This window comes from Pseudoalteromonas sp. 1_2015MBL_MicDiv (genome assembly GCF_002407505.1).
GTDB classification, from domain to species: Bacteria; Pseudomonadota; Gammaproteobacteria; order Enterobacterales; family Alteromonadaceae; genus Pseudoalteromonas; species Pseudoalteromonas fuliginea.
In genome coordinates, this window is the sequence record NZ_CP012737.1 from 2,518,097 (window position 1) to 2,545,011 (window position 26,915).

Annotated in this window: 27 protein-coding genes; 9 read left to right on the plus strand and 18 right to left on the minus strand. The window is 39.2% G+C overall.

Features of this window, described 5'->3' with window-relative positions; genetic code table 11:
* Positions 1-3: 3 nt before the first annotated feature.
* Positions 4-654: a UvrY/SirA/GacA family response regulator transcription factor gene (uvrY, locus tag AOR04_RS11320; protein ID WP_007377972.1), complete on the minus strand. Its 651-nt coding sequence runs from the start codon at positions 652-654 to the stop codon at positions 4-6.
* A gap of 107 nt (positions 655-761) precedes the next feature.
* Positions 762-1,913 (minus strand): dicarboxylate/amino acid:cation symporter, encoded by a 1,152-nt coding sequence (locus AOR04_RS11325; protein ID WP_096793396.1) that lies wholly within the window; start codon positions 1,911-1,913, stop codon positions 762-764.
* A 361-nt stretch (positions 1,914-2,274) separates the two neighbouring features.
* Here AOR04_RS11325 and cysK point away from each other — a divergent pair, with 361 nt between their 5' ends.
* Together cysK and AOR04_RS11335 are read left to right on the plus strand one after the other, a co-directional pair.
* Positions 2,275-3,243, plus strand: a complete 969-nt coding sequence (gene cysK, locus AOR04_RS11330; RefSeq protein ID WP_007377974.1) for a cysteine synthase A — start codon at positions 2,275-2,277, stop codon at positions 3,241-3,243.
* A 145-nt stretch (positions 3,244-3,388) separates the two neighbouring features.
* Positions 3,389-3,823 (plus strand): hypothetical protein, encoded by a 435-nt coding sequence (locus AOR04_RS11335; RefSeq protein ID WP_033023777.1) that lies wholly within the window; start codon positions 3,389-3,391, stop codon positions 3,821-3,823.
* Between the two features lie 343 nt (positions 3,824-4,166).
* On the opposite strand, the gene AOR04_RS11340 is transcribed toward AOR04_RS11335, so the two are convergent.
* From AOR04_RS11340 to AOR04_RS11375, 8 genes are all read right to left on the minus strand, one after another.
* The gene (locus AOR04_RS11340) at positions 4,167-6,443 is read right to left on the minus strand and encodes an acyl-CoA dehydrogenase (protein WP_096793397.1); all 2,277 of its coding nucleotides are present in this window, start codon (positions 6,441-6,443) and stop codon (positions 4,167-4,169) included.
* Between the two features lie 770 nt (positions 6,444-7,213).
* Entirely contained in the window at positions 7,214-8,017 is an 804-nt protein-coding gene (locus AOR04_RS11345; protein ID WP_096793398.1) for a putative porin, read from the minus strand.
* Positions 8,018-8,258: 241 nt separating this feature from the next.
* On the minus strand, positions 8,259-8,633 hold the full coding sequence (locus AOR04_RS11350; RefSeq protein WP_007377979.1) for a PH domain-containing protein: 375 nt from the start codon (positions 8,631-8,633) through the stop codon (positions 8,259-8,261).
* A complete protein-coding gene (locus AOR04_RS11355; protein ID WP_096793399.1) occupies positions 8,633-9,541 on the minus strand; it encodes an ABC transporter ATP-binding protein in 909 nt (302 codons plus the stop codon). Before AOR04_RS11355 ends, AOR04_RS11350 begins: the two co-directional genes overlap by 1 nt.
* Positions 9,538-10,365, minus strand: a complete 828-nt coding sequence (locus tag AOR04_RS11360) for an ABC transporter permease (protein WP_007377981.1) — start codon at positions 10,363-10,365, stop codon at positions 9,538-9,540. Before AOR04_RS11360 ends, AOR04_RS11355 begins: the two co-directional genes overlap by 4 nt.
* Positions 10,366-10,508: 143 nt before the next feature.
* Positions 10,509-11,690 carry a cystathionine beta-lyase gene (locus AOR04_RS11365; RefSeq protein ID WP_096793400.1) on the minus strand — a complete coding sequence of 394 codons (1,182 nt, stop codon included), beginning with the start codon at positions 11,688-11,690 and terminating at the stop codon, positions 10,509-10,511.
* Between the two features lie 9 nt (positions 11,691-11,699).
* Entirely contained in the window at positions 11,700-12,620 is a 921-nt protein-coding gene (gene nudC / locus AOR04_RS11370) for an NAD(+) diphosphatase (protein WP_096794121.1), read from the minus strand.
* Between the two features lie 174 nt (positions 12,621-12,794).
* Entirely contained in the window at positions 12,795-13,283 is a 489-nt protein-coding gene (locus AOR04_RS11375) for a LabA-like NYN domain-containing protein (RefSeq protein WP_007377984.1), read from the minus strand.
* A gap of 85 nt (positions 13,284-13,368) precedes the next feature.
* Here AOR04_RS11375 and AOR04_RS11380 point away from each other — a divergent pair, with 85 nt between their 5' ends.
* Complete coding sequence (locus AOR04_RS11380) at positions 13,369-13,986, plus strand: hypothetical protein (RefSeq protein WP_007377985.1); 618 nt, start codon at positions 13,369-13,371, stop codon at positions 13,984-13,986.
* Positions 13,983-14,738 carry a DUF3307 domain-containing protein gene (locus AOR04_RS11385; protein ID WP_007377986.1) on the plus strand — a complete coding sequence of 252 codons (756 nt, stop codon included), beginning with the start codon at positions 13,983-13,985 and terminating at the stop codon, positions 14,736-14,738. The genes AOR04_RS11380 and AOR04_RS11385 overlap by 4 nt, the downstream gene beginning before the upstream one ends.
* Before the next feature lie 71 nt (positions 14,739-14,809).
* Here the strand turns inward: AOR04_RS11385 and AOR04_RS11390 are convergent, their stop codons facing one another.
* Both AOR04_RS11390 and AOR04_RS11395 read right to left on the minus strand, forming a co-directional pair.
* Positions 14,810-16,204, minus strand: a complete 1,395-nt coding sequence (locus AOR04_RS11390; RefSeq protein WP_008139081.1) for a DEAD/DEAH box helicase — start codon at positions 16,202-16,204, stop codon at positions 14,810-14,812.
* 201 nt (positions 16,205-16,405) lie between these two features.
* Entirely contained in the window at positions 16,406-17,245 is an 840-nt protein-coding gene (locus AOR04_RS11395) for an isopenicillin N synthase family dioxygenase (RefSeq protein ID WP_096793401.1), read from the minus strand.
* A 267-nt stretch (positions 17,246-17,512) separates the two neighbouring features.
* Here AOR04_RS11395 and AOR04_RS11400 point away from each other — a divergent pair, with 267 nt between their 5' ends.
* Entirely contained in the window at positions 17,513-18,715 is a 1,203-nt protein-coding gene (locus AOR04_RS11400) for a bifunctional alpha/beta hydrolase/OsmC family protein (RefSeq protein WP_096793402.1), read from the plus strand.
* 68 nt (positions 18,716-18,783) lie between these two features.
* Here the strand turns inward: AOR04_RS11400 and AOR04_RS11405 are convergent, their stop codons facing one another.
* Positions 18,784-19,542: an alpha/beta hydrolase gene (locus AOR04_RS11405; RefSeq protein ID WP_096793403.1), complete on the minus strand. Its 759-nt coding sequence runs from the start codon at positions 19,540-19,542 to the stop codon at positions 18,784-18,786.
* Between the two features lie 129 nt (positions 19,543-19,671).
* Here AOR04_RS11405 and AOR04_RS11410 point away from each other — a divergent pair, with 129 nt between their 5' ends.
* Positions 19,672-19,995, plus strand: coding sequence for a hypothetical protein (locus tag AOR04_RS11410; RefSeq protein ID WP_002959968.1), 324 nt, complete (start codon positions 19,672-19,674; stop codon positions 19,993-19,995).
* A 57-nt stretch (positions 19,996-20,052) separates the two neighbouring features.
* Here AOR04_RS11410 and AOR04_RS11415 read toward each other — a convergent pair whose 3' ends face one another.
* The 3 genes from AOR04_RS11415 to aspS all read right to left on the minus strand — a co-directional run bounded on the left by AOR04_RS11415 (position 20,053) and on the right by aspS (position 22,792).
* Positions 20,053-20,649, minus strand: coding sequence for a pentapeptide repeat-containing protein (locus AOR04_RS11415; RefSeq protein ID WP_096793404.1), 597 nt, complete (start codon positions 20,647-20,649; stop codon positions 20,053-20,055).
* A gap of 14 nt (positions 20,650-20,663) precedes the next feature.
* Positions 20,664-20,894, minus strand: a complete 231-nt coding sequence (locus tag AOR04_RS11420; protein ID WP_033028287.1) for a hypothetical protein — start codon at positions 20,892-20,894, stop codon at positions 20,664-20,666.
* A 119-nt stretch (positions 20,895-21,013) separates the two neighbouring features.
* Positions 21,014-22,792, minus strand: a complete 1,779-nt coding sequence (gene aspS, locus AOR04_RS11425; RefSeq protein ID WP_096793405.1) for an aspartate--tRNA ligase — start codon at positions 22,790-22,792, stop codon at positions 21,014-21,016.
* A 249-nt stretch (positions 22,793-23,041) separates the two neighbouring features.
* On the opposite strand from aspS, the gene AOR04_RS11430 reads away from it, so the two are divergent.
* Together AOR04_RS11430 and AOR04_RS11435 are read left to right on the plus strand one after the other, a co-directional pair.
* Positions 23,042-23,890: a DUF72 domain-containing protein gene (locus AOR04_RS11430; protein ID WP_096794122.1), complete on the plus strand. Its 849-nt coding sequence runs from the start codon at positions 23,042-23,044 to the stop codon at positions 23,888-23,890.
* A 24-nt stretch (positions 23,891-23,914) separates the two neighbouring features.
* Positions 23,915-24,412, plus strand: coding sequence for a M48 metallopeptidase family protein (locus AOR04_RS11435; protein WP_096793406.1), 498 nt, complete (start codon positions 23,915-23,917; stop codon positions 24,410-24,412).
* Positions 24,413-24,887: 475 nt separating this feature from the next.
* Here AOR04_RS11435 and AOR04_RS11445 read toward each other — a convergent pair whose 3' ends face one another.
* Together AOR04_RS11445 and AOR04_RS11450 are read right to left on the minus strand one after the other, a co-directional pair.
* On the minus strand, positions 24,888-25,220 hold the full coding sequence (locus tag AOR04_RS11445) for a hypothetical protein (protein ID WP_096793408.1): 333 nt from the start codon (positions 25,218-25,220) through the stop codon (positions 24,888-24,890).
* 159 nt (positions 25,221-25,379) lie between these two features.
* Positions 25,380-26,066 carry a DUF3334 family protein gene (locus tag AOR04_RS11450; protein WP_008139103.1) on the minus strand — a complete coding sequence of 229 codons (687 nt, stop codon included), beginning with the start codon at positions 26,064-26,066 and terminating at the stop codon, positions 25,380-25,382.
* Between the two features lie 117 nt (positions 26,067-26,183).
* Between AOR04_RS11450 and cmoA the strand changes: the two genes are divergently transcribed.
* Positions 26,184-26,909, plus strand: coding sequence for a carboxy-S-adenosyl-L-methionine synthase CmoA (gene cmoA / locus AOR04_RS11455; protein ID WP_007378000.1), 726 nt, complete (start codon positions 26,184-26,186; stop codon positions 26,907-26,909).
* Positions 26,910-26,915: the final 6 nt, after the last annotated feature.

Below are 26,915 nucleotides of genomic sequence, written 5' to 3' on the forward strand. Positions count from 1 at the left end.
AGGTTAGTACGACACGTCTATATCAATCATTTTATGACGAATAGCTAAGTGGGTAAGCTCAACATCACCACCTACATTAAGCTTTTCAAACATACGGTAACGATAGCTATTTACTGTTTTAGAACTTAGGTTCAAACGTTCAGCTATATCTTGTGCTTTTTCACCTTTGGTGATCATAAGCATAATTTGCAGCTCACGTTCAGATAAGCTCTGAAAAGGGTTTTCATCTGTACGGCCGGTCACTTGCGCTAGCGCTATTTGCTGCGCTATTTCAGGAGCTATGTATCGCTGACCTGCATGAACACAGCGAATAGCACGCACCATTTCGTCAGAACCTGCACCTTTAGTTAAAAAGCCATGCGCGCCAATTTGCATTACTTTACTAGGAAATGGGTCTTCGCAATTAACAGTGAGCACAATAATTTTTACATCGGGACAGTAACGACAAATCTTTTTAGTCGCTTCTAATCCGCCCATACCTGGCATGTTCATATCCATTAATACGATGTTTGGCGCATGCTGACGGCAAAACTGTACAGCCTCTTCGCCGGTTTTAGCTTCGCCAATTACTTTAAACCCTCGTACGTCATCAAGAATGCGCTTGATGCCTGTTCGTACAAGTTCATGGTCATCAACTAAAAGTACATTAATCAATGGAACATCCTCATTTACCTAACAACATGCAATTTAATAAATTAATTTGCCACAGTAACATATATAAAGCGAGACAATAACTAATATTATTGTCTCAATCTAATAGTTTAAGATGATTTTTTATCGCTAAAACGATCAACCCATAATGCAATGATACCATCACCGGTTACATTACATGCAGTACCAAAGCTATCTTGTGCTAAATAAAGAGCAATCATTAATGCAACAGCGCCTTCATTAAACCCAAGCATGCTTGTTAATAAACCAAGCGCCGACATGACTGCACCACCTGGAGCACCCGGTGCTGCTATCATAACGACGCCGAGCATCATAATAAATGGCAATATCCCCATTAATGAAGGTACTTCCATGTTTGGCGATAAAAACATAACAGCCATTGCACACGTTACAATAGTAATAGTTGAGCCAGATAAATGAATGGTTGCACACAGTGGTACGGTAAAGTTTGCTACATCATCTTTTACCTTGTTTGCTTTACTTGATTGTAGCGAAACTGGAATTGTTGCCGCACTCGACATTGTCCCCAGTGCAGTAAAGTAGGCAGGTAGCATATTTTTAACTAATTCGATTGGATTACGTTTTAACAATATACCTGTCGCTATATATAAAACGCTTAACCATAACCAATGCATAACAAGCGCTGCAATTAGTACTACACCAAATGTTTGCAATGTATCTACCACAGTGCCTGCCACCGTCATTTCGGCAAATACACCTGCAATGTAAAATGGTAAAGCAGGGATAATCACTTTTGATAATAAACCGTCAATCACATCACGGCCCTGATCAGACACCTTTTTAAGCGTATCAAGTTCTAATTGGCTCATGCCTATACCAAATACAAAAGCAGTTACTAATGCGGTCATTACCCCCATCAGAGGTGGAATTTCTAAATCAATAAAGCTGCCAATTTCTGTAGCAACTTCTGCCTCGAATGTAATGCCACCGCTTAAAAAAGGGATAACAGCACTTACTAATAAAAATGCAAGTGTACCGGCAATAATTGTAGAGCTATAAGCAAAGCCGACGGTTTTGCCAAGTAAGTGCCCTGACCCTTTTGGTAGGCCTGCAATACCCGATGCAATAAAAAATAAAATAATAAGTGGAATGGTAAAGGAGATAATTTGACCAATCAGCTCTTTTACTGTGAATAAAAGTTCAACACCCGTTATAGGTACGTAAAGTCCGACTAAAATACCGGCCACAATACCGGCAATTAATTTTAAGATTAACTTCATTGTGATTGCTTAATTGAATTTAGATACGTGTTTTTATCATGTTTTACCTAGCTTGTGTCATAAAACTGTTCAAGTGAAGTTCATTTGCACAAATAAACATCAATTGCACTTATTTTAAGTTAATTTTTAACTTAAATTGCTCAACTAATCATCTCTCACTTACTTTAAAAATTTAGTACACACCTTTAATAACTAAAGTATCAGCTATTGTGGATTTTAATTTCACTTAGTTATAAGCTCAATAGATATATGTTATAGCCAAACTTTACTTTAGTTTTTTTAAACTCTCAGTAAAGTGTGTCTATATAGTTAGTGGCAAAGGCTATTAACACGTTGATCAGATTGTATCCAAAGGAACATTATGTCTACTATTTTTGAAGATAACTCACTAAGTATTGGTAATACGCCGCTAGTAAAACTTAACCGTGTTACAGGTGGGAATGTATACGCTAAAGTTGAATCTCGTAATCCTAGCTTTAGCATCAAATGCCGTATTGGTGCATCAATGATTTGGGAAGCTGAAAAATCAGGTCAGCTTGTTGAAGGTAAGGAGCTTATTGAACCAACATCGGGTAACACCGGTATTGCACTTGCATTTGTTGCAGCAGCACGCGGTTATAAGTTAACGCTTACTATGCCTAATACTATGAGCCTAGAACGTCGCAAGCTATTAAAAGCATTAGGTGCAAATCTAGTGCTTACCGACGGTGCTAAAGGTATGAATGGCGCAATTGAAAAAGCAAAAGAAATTCAAGCAACGGCACCTGATAAATATATTTTATTACAGCAATTCGAAAACCCTGCAAACCCTAAAATTCACTTTGAAACAACAGGTCCTGAGATTTATGATGCGCTTGACGGCAAAGTAGACTTTTTTGTAGCGGGTGTAGGCACTGGTGGTACTATTACAGGTGTTAGCCGCTTCCTTAAAACAGAAAAAGGTGTAAACGTTAAGTCTATTGCTGTTGAGCCAACTAACTCTCCTGTTATTAGCCAAACGCTTGCCGGTGAAGAAATCAAACCAGGCCCTCATAAAATCCAAGGGATTGGTGCAGGCTTTATTCCTGGCAACTTAGATATGGATTTAATTGATGGTGCAGAGCTTGTATCTAACGAAGACGCAATAGCTATGGCGCATCAATTAATGAAAAAAGAAGGTATTTTGGTGGGTATTTCATCAGGTGCAGCCGTTGTTGCAGCTAAACGTATCGCAGAAAAACCTGAAAACGCAGATAAAAATATTGTTGTTATCCTACCTAGTGCAACTGAGCGTTACTTATCAAGCCCAATGTTTGATGAAGAGTTTAGTGAACAAGAGCTAGTACAGTAATCTACACATGTTTAAAAAGGATGCTTATGGCATCCTTTTTTATTATTTATCGAAAGATCAGCCCTTAAATATTGCCTCCCTCTTTACATATTCATAATTTAGCCACACACTTTAAAAAGCTTAATCAACAACAATAATGATAACAATGAAAAAACTACTAACTATTCTAAGTGTCATAACTTGCCTATTTATTGTAGGTTGCGGCGACGATGCCAAAATATCTAGCGATAGTCCAGGTGATACAGCAACCGCTTATTTTGATGCACTTTATAACCAAAAAGACCTTCAAAAAGCCAGCAAAATGGCAACACCTAACCTAACTCGCATAATGAAATCTTACGGAACAGCTAAACAATTCTCTCGTAACTTGATAAACATGCAATATGATGAGGTAGTTATTGAAGTCGACATGTCAAATATGAGTTTACGAGAACAATATGGTGATAAAGCTAAAATAAATTTGATTTTTACTGGCACCCTAAATGGCGGGAAAATTGATGAAATGCGCAGTGTTAAAATGCTTCGTAAAAAAGGAAAATGGTACGTAGATAAAATAGTTGCCGACCCGTACGCTCGTTAAAATAAATGTATTACACATAAAAAAGGCCTTACATTTGTAAGGCCTTTTTCGCTTTAGCTAGGGCGTGTTGATCTTTGTGGATTGAAGTTTGTTCAATCTAGGGGCGATTTAATCGCGGCGCGAGGTTTGTAACCTAGTGGGCTAAGTAAAAACCGAGCAACAAAGAGTTAATCGTCCCTAGAAAGAACCCAAAGGGCAGCGCATGTTTGGCATTTATGCTGCGTTATCGCCCATTTATGGGGAATAACCACACTACATAGGCTCTGCCTTGCCTAAAAACCAAACAGCCTGCTGCAAATTCAACCACGAAGGGTCAACACGCCCTAGTATTTAAAGTACTGCGCTACAGCTCACCTGGTTGAAAGTTATCAACTGCAATGGCTTTCATTCGTAACTTATTAGCATGATGCATAGCATCAGCATCCGTTTGCTCTAACAACTTATTTTCAAGTGCATAATTTATAGCGCCTTCAATATCAAGCGTTGCAGGTACACTGCCCTTACGCTGCCATTGTTTTAGGTCTTTAAACTGCGCTTGCATATCATGCATAGCTAAAAATGCACTTTCCATTACCCCTGTACCTGCATTTTCATCTACATAACATAAATGCGTTAAGCGGTTTCTAAATACTCCAGGTTGAGTCATACGCTCGCAAATACTTTGCGCTATTTCATCACTTGGTCTGTGGTAATGATTTCCAAGCGGGAACACGATACGTTTAAGGGTAAAATTAACAACCGGATTTGAAAAGTTTTTAAAGAAGCCATTAAACGCTTGGCCAATTTCAAATAATGAGTTCTCAATTGCATATTTTACAAATGGTAAATCAGCTTGTTGGCGCCCTTCGTCTTCATAACGTTTTAAAACAGTTGATGCTAAGTACAAATGACTTAATACATCACCCAAACGTGCCGATATCATTTCTTTTCGTTTAAGCTCACCGCCAAGCATTAACATAGCCACGTCTGTGCAAATAGCTAAGCCTCGGCTCATTCTGCTCAGTTGCTTATAATAAACAGCCGTTTCACCACCTACAGGCGCTTTAGCAAAATAACTACGTGTTAAGCCATGCACAAATGCCATACCTGCATTACTTGCTGCAAATATTATATGGTTCATTAATAAACCATCAAATTGTTCAAGTGCTGCGTCGTCATCTTCCATTGCAGCGGCTTCCATTTCTTTTAAAACAAATGGATGACAGCGTGTTGCACCTTGGCCAAATATCATTAAATTACGCGTTAAAATATTCGCGCCTTCTACCGTAATTGATACCGGAATCCCCATATAACCATGCGCCAAATAGTTATTAGGCCCTACTTGAATTCCTTTACCTGAATGAATATCCATTGCATCGTTCATTACCGTACGACCCATTTCAGTCATATGGTATTTAGCAATCGCTGTTACAACCGACGGGCTTAATTTTAAATCAATCGCACCTGCGGTCATTAATCTGCACGACTCAAGTGTGTAAGTTAAACCACCAATACGCGCAAGTGCCTCTTGCACACCTTCAAATTGCCCTATAGATACACCAAACTGCTGGCGTACCATGGCGTATGCCGATGTCATTTTTGAAGCTAAGTGCCCGGTTGCTGCACTTAATGCTGGTAGCGATATACCACGCCCTGCACTTAAACACTCAACAAGCATTCTCCAACCACGTCCTGCGCACTCTTGTCCACCAATAATCCAATCCAGTGGTATAAATACATCTTTACCGTACGTTGTGCCATTCATAAAGGCCATATTAAGCGGATAATGACGCTCACCCGTTTCAACACCCGGATGATCGGTTGGTATAAGCGCACACGTAATACCCAGCTCTTTTTTATCACCTAATAAAGCATCTGGATCATACATTTTAAACGCTAAGCCTAGTACAGTAGCCACTGGTGCAAGTGTAATGTAGCGCTTTGACCAATTTAAACGCAGGCCTATTACTTGCTCGCCATTGTGCTCCCCCATACACACCACGCCTGAATCAGGAATGCTGCCAGCATCAGAACCCGCCTCTGGGCCCGTTAATGCAAAACAAGGCACATCTGTGCCATTAGCTAAACTTGGCAGCCAACGATCTTGCTGCTCTTTAGTACCATAATGAAGAAGCAATTCGCCTGGACCTAAGCTATTAGGCACCATAACAGTGACTGCGGCAGTTAGACTTTTAGTCGAAATTTTTGACACTATCGTTGAATTAGCAATTGCGGAGAACTCACGCCCCCCAAATTTTTCAGGAATGATCAGTGCAAAAAAACCTTCTGTTTTTAGGTAATCCCACACTTCTTTTGGTAAGTCTTTGTCTTTTTGTACAATTTGATAATCATCAAGCATCGCCAATAAGGTTTCTACTTGGTTAGCCATAAATGCGTTTTCTTTATCGCTAAGCTCTGGTTTAGGAAAGCGGTGCAGTTTTTGCCAGTCTGGGTTACCACTAAATAACTCACCATCCCACCAAACATCACCTGCTTCCATCGCCTCTCGCTCTGTTTGCGATAGCGGCGGAAGTACCTTTTTGAACATTTTAAACGTGGGTCTACTGATCAGATTAAGGCGTATATCTTTAACTGCAAAAATAACCACCACCACAACCAGTAAAATAATAAATACTGACATGCGCACATTCCTTACACATTGAATTAAATAGTAGCTCAATTATGACCCATCTTAGTTTAAATACAATCCTTGCGCAGTGACTCTATTGCCTCAACGCATTCATTCTATTATTTAAAAATTCACTACTATTATCTTTGATCTAAATAAGCTGGGTTATGGATAATAAATCTATCTCAAGCAGCTATTTTCAGCGCTAACTGTGTTGAATTTACTTGCAATAGGCCCGCTGTTGACGCGTAAATTCGCCTTGTTTTCACTGAAAACCTCTGGCTAGAGAAAATAAATTTAAATATCACCATGATTCAATACGTTACTAAATCTCTTAACCAGAGTTCAGGTTAAATAATAAATTAAGGAATATCATAGATACGAGAGATTCAACACAAATTAAAAAGCCGTAACTGCTTAAGATGCAAATGCATTTATAACAAAAAACAGAAAAAGAACTGAACCGTGCAGTGCGATACCAATTCCATTAAGTATGTGATCTAAATTTTACGCCGAAAAAATAATTCAGTTCTAGGCGTAAATTGATGTAAATGGTTGTTCCCTTTGCGAAATTTACAACAAAGAAATGGGTTGTTTTTAGCAAGTAAAATAGATCAGCTATTTATTGGAATTGGTATGAATATACGCAAACTTGAAAAACTCAAAAGAAGTACACGCGAAGCAAAATGAAGGCCGTAACTGCCGCTGATAAATAGTGCTAAACGCAAAAGCCCGCTCAATTGAGCGGGCTTTTAGTATTATATTACTAATTTACAGCCGAATTAGAACTGTAAGCTTACATTTGCAAAGTAAGCATCATAATCAGAATCATCCCAGTTATTGCCATAACCTACTTCTAAACCAACATTGTTGTTGAAAAAGTGTTGAGCACCAAGAGTGTAATCATCATTTTTATTAACTGTAACAAAAACCGATGTTGCTTTGCTGAAATAGTAGTTAGATGCTAATTCCCAGTTACTTGAACCGCCATCAACATCTTCAAATTTACCTTCAACAGTTAAGTAGTTACCTTGTTGTAAATCAACAAAGTACTTTGCTGCTACTGCACGGTAATCAAACTCATCATCTGATGTTACTGTAAAGCCGATGTAATCAGTGCTGTTTAATTCGTGATTATATGCTAAGTCAAACATAAAATGATTGTCAGCATCTTCGAAATCTACAAACGTTGCTTTTAGTACAAGGTTTGGATTAAAGAAGTAACCAGCAGAAAGTTCAATTACATCCGTGCTTGAGCCAAAATCACTATCGAAATTATTGTACTGTGCACCTAATACAAAATCTTCTACAAAATACTCACCGCCAACGCGAGTAACATCTCCAAAGTCATTATCACTGTATGCACCATAAACATTTGTTTGCTTATTGATGTACTCAAATTGATCGTAAGGACCTAAAGTCGCTTTTGGAGAAAAATAATAAGTTGAGTCAACGCTCACCGTGTCATTACCATCAGTGTCCATGTATCCTACATGGCTGATTGATTGGTAAGTATCTGCGGCCATTGCAGTGGTTGCAGCGCTTGATAATAAAATGCTCGAAATAATAACGGCTAACTTTTTCATTTTTAATTTCCCTATGTATATTACTTTTTACGCTCTAGCTGTGTTGCTAAAGTCGGGGCACATCCTAGCGCCTAAAAACTGAATCAAAACTGAACGACAGCTCAACTAACCACCTGTATTTATTAGATAAATTATAAGTTATTGTTACTAAATGTTAACTTAGAGTAGTTGCTACATTTAGTCAACAACTACTTAAAATATGCATCAATAAAAAAGCCAATAAATACAATGCAATTTGTACCTAAAGTGCATGTTGACTAATAATTCGATAAACATCATTAATGTTATCGCCAGACTTAAATTCTTTACTAATTGGTGTAGGATCTGAGCCAACCCATATTTTTAGTTCGGCATCTAAGTCAAAATGGCCTGCACTTTCTTTACTAAACTTAGTTATTTTAGAGTAAGCAATGCTCACCATTTCCATTTTAGAGCCGGTCATACCTTGCTTATCAATTAAAATTAAGCGCTTATTAGTAAAAATAAACATATCACGTACTACTTTATATGCTTTTTCTACTTGCTCGCCGTCAATTAATGTATTGGCGAGGATTTTTTCTAAATCAGAATCGTCAACTTCACTTGCATTACCCATAAGTCCGCTAAGTAAACCCATTATACTTTCTCCTGTTTAAATATTTGATTCTCTAATGTATGACCATTAACTAACTGCCTGTACTGCCAGTGTTGTTGATGACAAAAATTCAGTAGTGCAATATCAAGTGGATCGCTCGTTGGCTGATACTCAACTACATATTCTTTATGTTGACTCATATACACACGACTCACACCTGCAATTGCTTGAAGCTGTTGCTCAACATTTTGATAAGCCTCGCTTAGCATTAATGTATAAAAGTGTTTATCTGTATTATTAGTTTTTGTTTGATGCTCGCTTAGTACGCCTTTATCTAAATGAAGTACCTGTGAGCATAGTCGCTCAAGCTCTGTTAAATCGTGAGAGCTTAAAATAAATGTAGCCTGCTCACTTAATTCAGATACAAGCTCACGTACTTCTCTGGCATGAATCGGATCAAGCCCTGCGGTTGCTTCATCAAGCATTACAATTTGTGGCGCGCCAATAAGTGCTTGCGCTATCGCAACGCGCTTGCGCATACCGTGCGATAAGTCCCCTGCACGCTGCTTTGCAATTTCTTTTAAGCCAACCAAATCAAGTACACGTAGCGCCTCAGTTTGGCTTTGCTTTGCCCCCATACCTTGCAGCTTTGCATAAAAGGCGAGTTGCTTGTCTATATTAAAACGGGGGTCAAGTTGTGCGTCTTGCGGTAATGCACTTACTTTATTAAATAAAGCAGCACTACCAGGTTTATGCCCTAATATTTCAAGGCTGCCTTTACTTGGTGCTAAATAGCCGCACAACAAACTAAATAAGGTAGTTTTACCCGCACCATTTGGCCCAACAAGCGCCACTGGCGCGCCTTTGTTAATTTCAAAGTCCACATTATTAAGCGCAAGTTTTGCACCATACGATTTACTCAAACCGCTAGCTGTAATTAATGGTCTCATAGTGAGCTCCTTGCAAAAATACGTTGAGCAACGCTTAGTAGCACTGCAGTTTGCACAAGGGGAATAGCCACAGCGCTCAATAATGGTAAATTTTGCCCCGCTAATAGCTCTAATTGCACACCCGGAAATAAATAATCAAGCAAGCCTAATGCGGGTATTTGCCATTGTAGTATTCCCACAACAATACCGCCTGCTGCAAAATATAAAATTGCCAATACAATAGATAAACGCGATGAGCGAGCAAAGGTATTTATTAACGTCATAAGTGCTACAAATGGGCACAGAGTAATCACTAATATTAAAAATATAGAAAGCGCACGAGCAAAACCACCAGCCAGTAAACTTGGATCTCTAAACCCTAGTACCGCGAGCGTAGCCACAAGCGTTATACCCACCAAGCAGGCTAATACTCCTAGCTGCCCTAAAAAACGGCCAAACAGTATTTCAAAGCGAGTGGAGCGCAGTGATAAAAACCTTAGTGTGCCGCGCTCTCTGTCGCCTACCGTTTGGTCGCTACAAATAAATAAACCAAAAACAGGAAAGCTATACAGGGCTATTAACCAGTACATAGCAAATTCGGCCTCAGGCCAATCCAATAATTTACTTAAACCAATAGAACCTGATATATCACGGGCTATTTGCTCAAAATCGGGCGCACTTACAATGCCTACTGCCTGCCCTATTGGGTAGCGCAGTATTATTAGCCACACCAATGCAAAGGCAGCTAATGCAATAAGTCCACGTTTAGTTAAAAACATACGTACAAGCTCAAATCCCGCTATTTGCGTTAATCGCCCTACGTTTATCGGTAATGGTGTTGCCATTGACTATCCTTAATGACTTTTTATTTTCTGTGTATTTATCCACACTAAGTGTAAACACCTTGAATTACCAGCAAAAAAAAGCTCACCTGTGGTGAGCTTTGTAACAATACATTTAAATGTAACAACATAAATTGCGATATAAATTATAAATACTGCTTATAAACCTCAAGTGCTTGGCTTAAATCGCTAATTAAATCTTCTACATCTTCAAGGCCTATGTGCAGGCGAATAACCGGCCCTAAATCCCAACCTGTATTTGAGCGCAACCCTTTCATAGTTAAATTAGCCGTTACTAAGCTTTCAAAACCGCCCCACGAAAAGCCCATTTTAATATGCTCAAGGCTATCTAAAAATGCATCAATCGCTTTTTGATTGCCGGTTTTCATAACAAATGAAAACAACCCATTACTGCCATCAAAGTCACGTTTAAAGAACTCATACCCTGGGCAGCTTTCAAATGCAGGGTGTCGAATATGATCAACAAGCTCATGTTTCTCAAGCCATTTAGCTACTTCTATTGCTGCTTTTTCATGTTGATTTAAACGCACAGCCATTGTACGCAGGCCTCTAAGTGCTAAATACGCATCATCGGCACTGGTACATTGCCCTAGTAAGTATGAGTTTTCGCGTAAGGTTGGCCAATACTTTTTATTAGCAACAGCCACCCCCATCATCACGTCTGAATGGCCAACAATATACTTTGTTGCAGCTTGAATACTAATATCAACACCGTGCTCTAACGGGCGATAATGCAAACCGTTACCGTAGGTATTATCAAGCATGGTCATTACGTTGTGCTCATTGGCTACTTTTACCATAGCGGGCACATCTTGCACTTCCATCGTAATAGAACCAGGGGATTCTAAAAACAACACTTTAGTATTTGGCTGAATGTAGTCTTTAATACCTGCGCCAATGGTTGGCGGGTAGTAGGTTGTTGTAATGCCCAGCCCCACTAAAATTTTATCGCAAAAATCGCGAGTTGGTTCGTACACGTTATCAACCATTAAAATATGATCACCGGTTTTTAAAAACGATAAAAATACTTGGCTGATCGCCGCAGCGCCACAAGGGTACAATGCACACCCTTCGCCGCCTTCAAGTTCTGTAATCGCTTCTTGTAGCGCAAAGTGTGTTGTTGTTCCTCGGCGCCCATAAAATAACGTTTTATCGCCACGGGTTTTAGCTGCTTCTTTTAAATCTGCTACGGTATCAAATACAATGGTAGATGCACGCTGTACAACGGGATTTACTACGCCATGTGTATAGGCTTTTTTTCGCCCTGATGATACTAGCTGAGTGTTTTTATTACTTTTACTCGACATTGTTAATCCTTAAGGGTTTGTGCGCCAATGCTCAATTAAATAACGAGAGATAGAATCGGTTCTAGGCAGCTTTAAATGCTCGCCTTCTTCGTGCCAATTACCAAATTGCGCTAAGTCTTCACGACTAAACCATTTTGCATCGTCTAGCTCTTCTTTATCTACGTTAATTTGCTCAGATGTCGCCTGTGCAAAAAAACCTAGCATAATTGACGATGGGAACGGCCATGGCTGAGATGCAACATACCTTACGTTATCAACCTCTATGCCTGCCTCTTCTTTAACTTCACGCGCAACAGCTTGTTCCAGTGTCTCCCCTGGGTCTACAAATCCAGCAAGCGACGAATACATACCAGTGGGCCACGCAGCTTGGCGACCTAATAAACAGCGTTCTACTCCGTCAGCAAAGACTTTAGTAACGACCATAATTACCGCAGGATCGGTACGAGGGAATGTAGGATGCTTACAGTTTTCGTTTTCACAGACTCTAGAATGCCCGGCTTCCACTGAACGGTTTTTACTACCGCAGCGCCCACAAAAACGATGCGTGGCATGCCAATAACATAACCCTCTCGCAAGGGCGGCTATTGAGGCATATTTAATGGTTACTTGAGGCCCATATTGGCGAATATCAAAAAACTGAGCGCCCTCTATTAAAGGCGAAAGTACGCTTTCATCCAGATCAGAAACATCCAATGCAAACACACCATGTTTAGCATTGTTTAAACCAACAAAAATAGCACTCGTTAAATCTAAATGCGCCACTTGCTGATACGTTAAATAGCTTACTTTAGGGGTATCTTTAATAAATAGGGTTTGATTATTTTTAACTAAAACCCATTTACTTTGCGCCGACATTTGCGCTTTAAGCCACGATGGGTCTTTACGAAAATTTGAACCTCTATCTAGTGGCATGTTGCTGTAATGAAGCATGTAAGTCCTTGGTAACTCGTTATGCTTTAAAATTACCATAATCATTTAGCAAACCCAATTGATTATAGTAATAAAAAAAGCCTATATAAGGCTTAATTCATCTATTACGGCTTTGTATTAAAATCTCTCATGTTGCAGGCACTTAGCTTGCACTTTTTTAACTATTTTTTACTGTTAAAGTAGCAAAGTATTATCAATTAAATGAAATTGCTCTGCGCTTTGTTTTAATACCTCAGCAGTTAACCTGTCAGCACCGTATACATCGCACGGTACATTATATTGATTTTTTAAATGCCCAAGTAACAAAGCAAAGTCACCATCGCCAGAGAGCAAAATAACTTTATCAAGATTTTTACCCTGCTCTAACATGTCTATTGTTATGCCTACATCCCAATCGCCTTTAGCACTTCCATCACGGCGTTGAATAAATGGCTTTAGCTTTACCTCAAAACCAATCGCACGCAAAATATTTTGAAACTGATTTTGCTTTTCATCTCCTCGATAAATTGCATACGCAAAAGCACACTCAATATTGTATTGTGCCCGCATTACCCGCCAAAACGCATTGTAATCAAAATTTTTTCCGTAGCTTTCGCGGCACGTGTAATAAATATTTTGTACATCGACAAAAATACCTACTTTTGGCTTATCTAATGCTGCCATAATTTACTTTATATTCGTTTTGCTATAATTTAGCATAAAAAAGAATACAAAGTTTAATAGTTCAAAAATATAAAGGATTTAAGTTGTGAGAATTGCGGTCATCACTGGAGACTTAATTAAATCACAAAATATTCCACAACAAGAATACGATGCAATGCTTTATCAGCTTGATCAAAGCTTGCGCTTTATCGCCAAACGTTTTAATGCAAGCTTTAGCATTTACCGTGGTGATGCGTTACAACTACAGCTACAAGAGCCTGAGCAAGTGTGTCAAGCCGCAATCTTATTGTATTTACAATTGAAAGCAGCAAATTACGAACTGCGGCAAAGCCTTGCTATAGGCTCACTCGACAATCCTCGCGCTGATATAAAAACAGCCACAGGCAGTGCTTATACATTATCTGGCCGTGGTTTAGATGCCATGGGCCAGCAACGCTTAGTCCTAAACCTTGAAAACAAAGCCATCGAGGAAGGCTTTACACTTAATATCGCTTTGATCGACATATTGCTTCAAAAAATGAGCCAAAAGCAAGCTAATGCACTGTTTTATTATCTAACCGCAGAAAATAACAACCATGCAGAGCTTGCCATAGAGCTCATCACTAGCAGAGAGAATGTCACTAAGTTACTAAACCTAGCCCATTATCGTCTCATTGATCGCTTTGTAAACTACAGCCAAACAACACTCAAAGGATTGCTATGAGCAGTTTTACTTTATTACTCACCGCTTTAATACTAGGCCATTTGCTTGCTGACTTTTATTGGCAACCAATGAGCTGGGTACACGACAGAAACAAACACCATTTTCGTGCGAAAAAGCTCTACGTCCACGCAGTAATACACGGCCTGACATCATTAACGGTGCTTACAATGTGGGAATATACTTACGGCTGGCAAGAATTTGCAAGAGTGTTTTTGGCAACCCTCACTATTATGTTGACCCATTATTTTATTGATCTAGCCAAGTCATATTCAAATAAAGGCGTGGTACCTTTTTTAGTCGACCAGATAACACACCTTATTGTAATATTAGTACTTGTCGTGTGGCTTGCAGATAAAAATGAGTTTTATGTCTTAATGTGGCAAGAACTCGTTGCTATCGATACATTAATTTTTATCTGCTCATACCTATTAGTTTTAAAACCAAGTTCTTTATTAATTGGTCTCATCCTAGATAAAATAACAGGAAACTTTAAAGCCTCAAGAAAAAGTATTGCAAAGTCTGGTCATTACTTAGGACTACTTGAAAGAGTGCTAATTCTTAGTTTTATCCTCATTGGAGAATACTCTGGCATTGGCTTTCTGATAGCTGCAAAGTCTATTTTTAGATTCGGGGACTTAAAACATAATGAGGGTAAAGGGCAAAGCGAATACGTCATGCTAGGTACTTTATTAAGCGTCATCGTCACACTCTTTATTGGTGTTACCACCTTATACTTTATTAAGCTAATTTAATCGCTAAAAACGCGCTACCTGTAAAAGTAAGCGCGTTTTTTGCAATTGCGTTTTACTAAACGCAATTGCAATTAATCATTATTTGTGCGACGACGGCGTTGGCCATTACCGCCAACAGATTCACGCTTTGCCCATGGGTTTTGCGCATTATCATCTGTTTTAGCTGCTGGCTTTTTAGAACCACCACGGCGTGGGCCGGTACCATTTCCACCATTGTTCGGCTTTTTACTGTTAGGCTTGCTGCTATCAGATTTAGGCTTATTAAAAGGCTGCTTTTTCTTAGGCTTTTTAGCCGGCAGTGGGCGAGCATCTAATGCGCGTTCAGCTACTGGATTAATAGGCTCAAAACCGTCTTCTTCAGCACGTGGAATAAGCTCACCAATAAAGCGTTCAATACCGTATAAATCAACAGCATCTTCTGTTGTTACAAACGAAATCGCATGACCCGACGCACCAGCACGGCCTGTACGGCCAATACGATGAACATAATCTTCATATACGTTTGGTAAGTCGTAGTTAACAACATGCGGTAATTCAACAATGTCTAAGCCGCGTGCAACAATGTCTGTTGCTACTAATACGCGTACTTCACCACTTTTAAAACCATCAAGTGCTTTAACACGTGCGCCTTGTGATTTATTACCATGGATAGCCGCGCCTACAATGTCATCGCGCTCAAGTTGTTTAACTAAGCGATTAGCACCGTGCTTTGTACGGCTAAACACTAATACTTGTTGCCAATCGTTAGTGCGAATCAAGTGGCTTAGCAATGCTGTTTTACGTGTTTTATCTACCGCGTAAACGCACTGAGTAACACTTTTCGCTGTGGTATTTTTTGCAGCAACTGAAATTTCAACTGGGTCATTAATTAACCCTTTTGCTAGTGCACGAATTTCATCTGAAAATGTAGCCGAAAACATCAAGTTTTGACGTTTAGCAGGCATTTTAGCAATTAAGCGTTTAATGTCATGAATAAAGCCCATGTCTAACATGCGGTCAGCTTCATCGAGTACAAGCACTTCAACGCTATCAAATTTAACTGCATTTTGATTATGTAAGTCGATTAAACGACCCGGCGTTGCTACTAAAATATCAACACCTTTACGAAGACGCTGCATTTGTGGGTTAATTTTAACGCCACCGTAAACTACAAATGAGCTCACATCAGAATGCTTAGCGTACTCTTCAACGTTTTCACTTACTTGCAAAGCAAGTTCACGTGTAGGCGTTAAAATAAGCGCACGTACGTGATTACTTTTAGCTTTAGGGCCCGACGACAAGCGCTCAATAAGTGGTAATGTAAAACCCGCTGTTTTACCTGTACCTGTTTGTGCTGCTGCCATAACATCACGGCGTTCAATAATTGCAGGAATTGCTTGAGCCTGAATCGGCGTTGGCGTTTCATAGCCCTTTTCTAAAACCGCATTAACCAAAGACTGTGATAAACCTAAACCTTCAAAACTCATATAAACTCTCTTTTAAATAAGGCTACATTAGCCAGTTGCGCGCATTATACCTGTAGTAGCTAAGAATGCATGCCATTATTTACGTTGCAGGCAATTGAGCATAGTTTATTAAAATTAAACCTGTGATTAAGTTGCTTAAAAATGCAAAAAACGGCCATAGGCCGTTTTTTTGTTTATACTTAATTACTCTAAGTATTAGAGTTACTTAACACCTAACTCACGCAAACGTTCTTGCAAGTAGCTATCTGCCGTGTAGCGCTCTGAAAGCACAACATCTGGATGCGGGTGTAAAAATAACGGTAGTGATATACGCGATTTAGTAGATGCTTTACCCGTTGGGTTAATTACACGGTGAATTGTCGATGGGAAATACCCGCCCGACGCTTCTTGTAACATGTCGCCGATATTAATAATTAAGCTGCCAAAATCACATGGCACGTCTAACCAACCGCCATCTGTTTTTTGAACTTGTAAACCAGGCTCATTAGAAGCTGGTAATACAGTCAATAAGTTAATATCGCCATGGGCTGCTGCGCGAATAGCACCTGGCTCTTCATCACCCGTCATTGGTGGATAATGTAGGATACGTAACAATGTTTGCTCAGAGCCTGCAATCATGTCTTTTAAATCAATCGAAAACTTAGCACGCACATCAGCTGGTGCTTCAGCCTGAACCCAGCTTAATAATGTGCCAGCAAATTCACTTGCTAAACGGTAGTATTGACGTACATCAGCTTCAAGCTGGGCAGGAACGCGACCTTTAGGGTACACATGAAAGTACTCTTTAATGTCTTTTATTGTAAAGCCTTTCGCTACTTCAGATACTGAAGGCGGAAAGTAACCGTCTTGAGTTTCTTTAGAGAATAAAAAGTCGTGCTTTTGCTCTGAGTTAAAAAAGTCTTGCCAATTTTTGTAAATAGACTCAACTAAAGACTGTGGGATTGGGTGGTTTTTTAAAACGCCAAATCCAGTATTTCTTAACGATTCAACAAATTGTGCAGCCGCATCGGGAGCTTTATAATCAACAGTAGGTAATTGCATTGTACGTTCCAGTGAATAGGTTGTGTGAAGTGAGTTGCTTTTAATAGTGCTAAATTACTTATATAAAGTAGCAAAGCCTTCATTATAGCGCTATGCGAGGATAGACAAATGACCTCAAAAACATAAGGACATATGTCCTCAAGACATGGTCACCGACACTTTGCTTGATCAAGATCAACTTATAAAAAAACGTTGAATTTGCAAGGTTTAGTAACTATCTCTGGTCTACTATTAGAATATATTTTATTTGTGTAAATAAGGCTCCCCATGCGACAAAAAGTATCTTTTAAAAGCGGCGATTTAGAACTTGCCGGCCAACTTGAACTTCCCTCTGGTGACGTTAAGTTTTACGCGCTATTTGCACACTGCTTTACATGCGGTAAAGACATTGCAGCAGCTACACGGATTAGCCGTGCACTCACACAACAAGGTATCGCCGTACTGCGTTTCGACTTTACCGGTTTAGGTAATAGTGATGGTGATTTTGCTAACAGTAACTTTTCATCAAACATTCAAGATTTAGTATCTGCGGCAAATCATTTACGTGAGCATTTTGCTCCGCCGCAACTACTCATTGGCCACAGTTTAGGCGGGGCAGCGGTTCTTGCTGCTGCTGAGCATATTCCTGAAGTATCGGCTATTACAACCATTGGCGCACCGTCAGATGCGCAGCACGTAGCGCATAACTTTGAAGCACACCTTGATGAAATTAACGCAGCAGGTGAAGCTAAAGTTAACTTAGCTGGTCGTGAATTTACCATTAAAAAGCAATTTATTGACGATATAGCCAAGTACGATAAAAGCCACATTAGTAAACTTAAGCGCGCATTATTAGTAATGCACTCCCCTATTGATGCGACTGTAAATATTAGTGAAGCTGAAAAAATTTATGCATCAGCTAAGCATCCTAAAAGCTTTATTAGCCTAGATAACGCCGATCACTTACTTACTAATAAAAACGATGCCGACTACGCTGCACAAATAATTGCAACGTGGGCAAACCGTTATGTTAAGTACGACAAAACTAAATACACGGCAAGTTTAACGGGTGGCAATGTACTCGTTGAAGAAAAAGACCATGTATTTACTCAGCACGTAAGTACAAAAGATCATACTTGGCTTGCAGATGAGCCAATAAAAGTAGGTGGTAAAAACTTAGGTCCTGATCCGTATCATCACTTATTAGCGGGGCTTGGTGCCTGTACGGCCATGACACTACGTATGTACGCTACACGTAAAAACTTACCACTGGAGCATGTAAAAGTAGAGCTTGATCACACTCGCGATTACAACAAAGATTGCGACGATTGTGAGCAAACAGGTAACCTTGAAGCAATTACCCGTAAAATCACCTTACGTGGCGACTTAACAGAGCCACAACGCCAGCGTTTACTCGAAATAGCCGACAAATGCCCTGTGCATAAAACACTACATAATAACCCAGTTATTGTAAGTAAACTGGTAGAATAACTGCCGTAAAATTAATATAGCGCAGGTCACACTGCGCTGTGATTTAACTTTTATAAACCTAATTTTTACTATCTAAAAAACGCCTCTACTTCTTTACTCATTCTATCCACCAGCCATTTTGGCCCGCCATCGTACATATCGTTATGACGCGATTTTTCTATTGTTATTTGTGTAACAGGAAACTTATCCAGCTCTGAATCGTTTAACAGCACATTCGCATCAGCTGGGTAATCACTACCGCGTAGAGTAAGTACGCGAATGTTTTTATTGCGCGGGATCAACATGCGGCGATGATCGAGCGTAATAATAGTGCTAACTTCGTTTGGATAAATAGAGCCATATAATGCGGAAATATCCCCGCCGTTTGAGTGCCCAAATAAGGTGAGTTTTGTAAAGTCGTATGCTGGGTATTTACTCGATAGCTCATTAACTAAAAACTTAAGCGTTACTACGCCACGATGCCAGTTTTCCATGCGAGTTGTTAAGTAAGGCTGCTCACGGTTTAAGTAAGGGTCACTTTTTAGCTCATGTCCAACGGCTATTGTTAAATATCCGCGCTGACTAAACGCATTACTGGCAAACGTATACCCGTTATGGCTAATCCCGTAACCTGCGTTAATAAACGCTACAGGGCATTTTACTTGTTCAGTGCACTTAGCATTGTTACTTGGTAGTGTGATATTGATAGGAATAGTGCGATTACGGCTTTCATCAGTTATAACGCCATCGTTTGCATAGCTTGTTGCGCTTATTGCTGATGTGCTTATAACTGATGCACTTAGAGCTAGTGCGCTTAACATAAAAAGCTTTTTAAGTGTTTTTTGCATATTTAAACTTATATAAATTATTGTTTTTAATTAAAAATAATTTTTACTTTATAGGTTTGCATTCTCTATTGTCAAACTATGCGATAATAGTCGCCATTGTTTAAATATATTTAGTAAAAGATCCAATAAATGAAATCATACAATAGCATTCAAGAACGTATAGAAATTTTAGAAGACAAACTAACGGCAATACATGACGAAATCGAAACACTAAAAACCCCTGCTAAAAACAACAATGAACGTATTATTTTTAAGTTTATTGAAACAGGCAGCACAGGTAAAACGAAGGATTTTGTTCGTGAGTTAGGTATTAAATCACCACGTGACGGTTTGTTTTCATCAGGTGACGTTACAAAACTAATTAAAGATGGCGCTGAAGATATTTCACCTGCGTTATTAGAAATCGCAAGACAGCTTGCCAGTGCACGTAATAAAAATGGCCCAAGCCGTTAATTACGCAGTCACGCAGTATCTAGAAGCCCAGCCAAGCTGCCGCTTCTAGGTGTTCAGTTAATCACAAAGCTCTATATTAAGGCTGGTAAGTAAATTAAGTGCTTCGAAGCGATCAAACTTAGCATTCGCTAAAATATTATTATTCAAATCTATATTAAATGCTGTCGCACCTACAAAATCACATTTTGTTAAGTTAGTTTGAAAAAACTCACTATCGCGAAAATCTGTTCCTGTAAATTCACTACCGCTTAAATCTGCATGTCTAAAATCAACATTTTTGGCAAAACAGTGTGTTAATTTGAGGGCTTTGAGGGTTAATTCAAAAAAAGAACTATTACTGAGCTCGCAATAATTAAAACTCACCGGTGCGTTAATACTAAGCGCTGGCCAATCTACATCAGCCCATTGCAAACTATTTAATTTACAGTGGCTAAAACTTACATCTTCAAGCGAGCTGTAGTTCCATTTAAGTGACGATAAATTACAGTTTTTAAAGTTGCACTGTATAAATCGGCAATTTTTAAACTGCCCGCCTGAAAAGTCGCAATCGGTAAATGTGCACTCTTCAAACTCAGAATTTTCAGTTAGTTGCTCTTCGTGCTGCAAAGCATTAAATTGCTCGTCGAAGTAGTGATTATTATTTGAAATTGACACTATTAACCTAGTTTTTAATGGGCATAGACGCTATTTTTAGGTAAATCTTTTTTAAGCGCAAGCACTGCAATAAAAATCAAAGCAAATAGTGGAAATAGCGCTAAACAGCCACCCACAAAAGCTAAAACCCCCGGCATAGTACTTTTACGCTTACCTATTTTGTAGCTAATTACAGCAAAAATAGGAATACTCAGCACAATAAAAAAAACTAAAAATTCACCAAGTAAGGTTGCATTGATCGACATAATAATTCCTTTTTCGTCTGTTCAGTTAAAATACACTCTGCTGCAAATTTAACCACAAAAAAACCCTTAAGCATATAACTTAAGGGTTTTTAAATTTAGCTCAATAAGCTAAACAAAAATTACTCTTCGCTAGGTATCGCTTTTTCAACAACACTAATTGCAAGCTCAGCTAACGAATCCATATTAGGCTTACTAGGCGCGTTAGTTAATAAACACGACGCTTGTGTTGTTTTAGGGAAAGCAATAACGTCACGAATGTTATCGGTACCACATAAAAGCATTGCTAAGCGGTCAAGACCAAATGCTAAACCTGCATGTGGTGGTGTACCGTATTTAAGTGCATCAAGTAAAAAACCAAACTTGTCTTGTTGCTCTTGCTCGTTAATACCTAAAATTCTAAATGCAGTTTCTTGCATATCTGCATTATGAATACGTACCGAACCGCCACCCACTTCGTAGCCGTTTAATACCATGTCGTAGGCATCTGAAATAGCAGCTGCTGGATTTGCTTCAAGCTCACTTGCAGTAATATCTTTTGGTGCAGTGAATGGATGATGCACAGCATGTAATGTGCCTTCGTCATCTTCTTCAAACATTGGGAAGTCTACAACCCAAAGTGGTGCCCAGCTATTAAGGTTAGTGATTTCTAAATCAACACCAACCTTAACGCGCAGTGCGCCCATTGCTTCATTTACTGTGTTGCGCTTATCGGCACCAAATAAAATGATATCGCCAGACTGAGCATTAGTACGCTCAAGTAATTTAGTAATTACGTCTTCACTTAAAAACTTAGCCACTGGTGATTGAACACCCTCAGCGCCTGCAGTGTGGTCGTTTACTTTCATCCACGCCATGCCTTTAGCGCCGTAAATACCAATAAACTTAGTGTAATCGTCAAGCTGTTTACGAGAAAGCTTAGCGCCACCCGGCACAGTTAATACAGCAACGCGACCTTTTTCGTCGTTAGCCGGACCTGAGAAAACATTAAACTCTACGTCTTTAACTAAATCTGCAACATCAACTAATTTCATTGGGTTACGTAAATCTGGCTTATCAGAACCGTAAAGGCTCATTGCCTCGCTGTAAGGCATGATTGGAAAATCGCCTAAATCAACGTTTAGTAATGTTTGCCACATTTCACGGATCATTTTTTCAGTCATACCACGGACTTGATCAGAGCTCATGAACGAGGTCTCTATATCTATTTGGGTAAATTCTGGTTGACGATCGGCACGTAAATCTTCATCACGGAAACATTTAACAATTTGGTAGTAACGGTCAAAACCCGACATCATCAACAATTGCTTAAATAACTGTGGCGACTGTGGTAAAGCGTAAAAACTACCTTTGTGAACGCGGCTTGGTACTAAATAATCGCGCGCACCTTCTGGCGTTGCTTTAGTAAGTACAGGTGTTTCGATGTCTAAAAAGCCGTTTTCATCTAAAAAGCGACGAACAAAGCTGCTTGCTTTAGCACGTAATTTAATACGGTCACTCATTTCTAGACGACGTAGGTCTAAGTAGCGGTATTTTAAACGACGCTCTTCTGAGTTTACTTGGTTAAAATCAAGCGGTAATGGCTCAGAGCGGTTAATAATATTAAGCTCTTTACCTAAAACTTCGATCTCCCCTGTTGCCATGTCTTTATTTACTTGGCTATCAGGGCGTGCGCGAACAATACCTTTTAACTGAACACAAAATTCTTGGCGAAGTGTGTTAGCTGAACTCATTAACTCTTCAATGTCAGAATCGAATACAACTTGTACTAAACCTTCTCTATCGCGTAAATCGACAAAGATAAGTCCACCAAGGTCACGTCGTTTGTTGATCCAGCCACATAGTTCTACTTCTTGATCTACGTGAGTTTTATTTAGCTGTCCGCAATATATAGAGCGCATAGTTTTCCTGTCAGATAAAAGGCTTAAACGGTTATATTTATTTGTTTTAAGGCGTGTGATTTAAAAAACAGGTCACCACAATACAAATAAAGCCGCTAGCAATCTAAAAATAATCAAATTAAGCCCTGCATTATACTCAACTAACATTAAGATGCTAGGGCGTGTGTTTAGCTTTGTAATGTTAATTTGCAGCAACCACCGCATGTATTTGGTACACTTGCGCCACGAAGTAATTTATCAGTCATTTATATGTTATATATTGGATGCCCTCAGTGGTCGAGCAACGCATGGAAAGGCAATTTATTTTCAAGCCAATGTAAAAACGCCGATATGCTTAGCCAATACGCCCAACACTTTAACTCTGTTGAAGGCAATACCAGCTTTTACGCCAACCCATCGCCAAGCACCGTATTGCGCTGGGCAAACAGCGTACCCAACGATTTTAAATTTACTTTTAAGTTTAATCGTCGCTTTAGCCACGAGCTGCGCCTAACCAATGCTCAAACCGAGCTTGCTGATTGGCTAAACTTGTTTACCCCTATTTTAGAAAAAACAGGGCAAATCATGCTGCAATTACCTAAAGCATTTGGCCCTGGTGACTTACCCAAACTAGCTCAATTTATTAGCCTGTTACCAAAAGAGGTTAATTACGGTGTAGAGGTACGTCATACTGCGTTTTTTCAAAAGGGTGAAGCCGAAATAGCGCTTAACCAATTATTAATGGCAAACAACATAAATCGTATATCGATGGATACTCGCGCCCTATTTGCGGTAAAACCAACAACCGAAGCGCTAATAGATGCACAGCAAAAAAAGCCCCACTTACCGGTACATGCAATAGCTACTGGCTCAGAGCCTATGGCGCGCTTCGTAATAGCCGATTTACAAAACGACTATAAACCCTTTTATAAACCGTGGCTAAGTAAAGTAAAACAATGGCTTGATGAAGGAAAAACGCCCTATGTGTTTTTTCATACGGCAGATAACCGAGAAGCGCCATTATTAGCAAGGCAGTTTTGCAAAGACCTTGGTTATGATCACAAAGCATTAAACCCATTTACTGGCGAAAAAGAAGCCCACCAGCAAGCACTTTTTTAAAAGTAAAACGACAGAGAAACAATAATGAGTGAATACGCACGTTACTTTACCGGCTACCCAGCTAACATTGTTGAGCAAGTATTAAGCCTTATAAATAACAAAAAGGTATGTGACTACTTACTTAAAAAGTATCCGCAAGCACACACTATTACCAGCGATAAACTACTTTATAGCTATGCAACCGAGCTTAAAAAACAGTATTTAAAAAATGCACCACCGTTTGGGCGCGCAGCATTTAAAAAGCAAGGCGATATGGTCACCAACGCACTGGGTACACATACGTATCGAATGCAAGGCAAAACCCGAAAGCACGATTTAGCCATAAATAGCGACTTGCTGCGCGCCCCCGAGCCATTATTAAAAGCGTTAGTGGTACATGAGCTCGCCCACTTTAAAGAAAAAGACCATAACAAAGGCTTTTACCAACTTTGCTGCCACATGGAGCCGAGTTACCACCAATTGGAATTAGATTTAAGGATATTTTGTGTGGTAGTGGCGATGGGAGAGAATCCTTATGGCTAGTAATCTCAGATTAACTTCCATTATTACTTTCCTCTTCCCTGATTGAAAAGTACTTATTCTTCAAAATTTGTAGAGAATTTTCAAATCTGCAATGCGTAGCTTCCCATTCTTTTAAGATCTCTTTTATTTCTTCAGTACTATTGTTAAGTGTATTCTGATAGGTACCAATATTCCTCTTAAAACCATTTATCTGTCCTGAACATTTAGTAGCGTATATATAAATGAGTTCTGCACTTTCACTATCAAATTTATCAAGACATCTTTTTAAAACTAGCGACGTTGAATGTGCCTTCCAAGCATACGAGTTACTATTAGATGCTAAAGTGGGGAGCTCTAGATTGTTTTTTAAAGTAAAATCTTCTAATGCTTTGCAACCTAGTGATTCGAGTTCATCAAAGGTATTAATGAAAAATGATAGTAACTGTTGCTGCTTTTCATGCTTTATGCGCTTGTGGAATGCATCACGTTGGTCTTTTTAGGACTTAATAGCTAACTTTTCAGAAGTAAGCCTATCCTCTGCTGCCTGTTTATTGGCTAGAGCTTGAACTTTATTACTATCCGATTGAAGATAAACAGTATATATAATCGCAGTAAAAGAGAAGAAAGAAAGTATAGGACCTAATACCCCACCAAAGAAACTTCCAAAGTGAGACCAAGTCTCAGTGGTTCCAGTGGTTCCACCGATTCCTACACCTAAACCTTTGAACCAAAGTGTAAAGATGATAACCATTGGAACTATTGCTAATACAATTAAAGAAATCAAAACCCCTTTAAAAATTTTATTATTTTTCTTATGGATAACTGCCATGTAACCCCTTTCCTTTAGGTTTTATTTTTATTCACAAAAAACGCGATTTAAAATCGCGTTTTCTTTGGTAGCTTTTCTACTAACCGCTTATAGCTATAAACTGGCAGCTCAAAAGCGTGTTGGGTTTCGTTTCACTCAACCCAACCTACATAAATAAACTTAAAGCCCTAAGCCTGCCATGAAGTCGTCATCGTCGTCATCTTGTCCAGAAGACGCAGCTGCTTTAGATTTTTCAGCTTGTTGTTTGGCTTCATTTTCGATAATGTCATCAGGGTCTATAGCTTCTACAATGTCAAAATCATGCAGTTTAATAAACTCAGTTTTATCCATAGCAAGTTCTAGGTAAAAGATATTTTGCTTACTGGTAGTAAATGTCACGCGACGTGCTTGTGGGCGATCCATCGTGGTATCTACCGATATTTGCACTTGTTTGTTAATTGCCATCATTTTTGGCTGATTTTGCGTAATAGAAGTGTGTAATTGTTCGCGTACTTTAGATGTAAAATCGCCAACAATTTGGTTCATTAACTCACCTAATACGTTAGACACATCGTCTGATAAATGGCTATGCGCTATTTCTTCTTCTGGCATCCCCATATTACGCATATAATCGCCATAAATTTCCATTGCTGCTTGCGAGGTGAAGTTAGTAATTACCAATCCGGTAAAGCCACCATCAAACAAAACAAAGCAACCAATATCTGGGCGCATACATGTTCGCGTTATTTTTTGTACCATTGCAGAATAGCTAATGCTGTTGCCGCTGGCTGAGGTAAGTACGCCTGTTACAGAATGACACAGGGTTGCTAAAATATCGTCGGTACTAATCACCTTACTTTTACTCATTTAATAATCTCTTTTTGTGCTTATTATTCATAATTCTAGTCAAGCTACTGAATTTATCACTGACTATCCAGTATAAAATGTTAAAATAACACTATTATTTTAAAAGAGACTGCTTTCGTGACCATAAAAGACAGTATTTATGCCTCTGAGCAACAAGTAAAAGATTTTAGCTTTGACCAAAATGTAGTCGAAGTATTTCCCGATATGATTCAACGCTCAGTACCGGGCTACGCAACTATTGTCAGTACAATGGGTAAACTCGCCGGTGAATACGCGCAAAGTAACTCAAATCTTTATGATTTAGGCTGCTCACTGGGCGCCGTAACACTTAGTATGCGCCGTAATATTCGTACCGATAACTGCCATATAATAGCGGTAGATAACTCTCAAGCAATGGTTGAACGTTGTAAGGTACATTTACAAGGTTTTAAATCAGATGTGCCTGTTACTGTTACTTTAGGCGATATTAACGAGCTTGAAATTCAAAACGCCTCGGTAGTAGCAATGAATTTTACGTTGCAGTTTATTCCACACGCGCAGCGCCAAGCTGTGCTTGAAAAAATATATGCTAATTTAAAACCTGGTGGTGTATTGCTGCTAAGCGAAAAAATTAAAGCTGAAAATGAGCAATGCGACAATTTATTGATTGATTTGCACCACGACTTCAAACGTCACAATGGCTACTCAGAGCTTGAAATAAGCCAAAAACGTACCGCCATCGAAAACGTTATGCGCCCAGATACACTAAGCGCTCACTTTACTCGCTTACAAGATATTGGTTTTAGCCAAACTCAAGTGTGGTATCAATGTTTTAATTTTTGCTCAATGGTAGCAATTAAATAAAGAGAG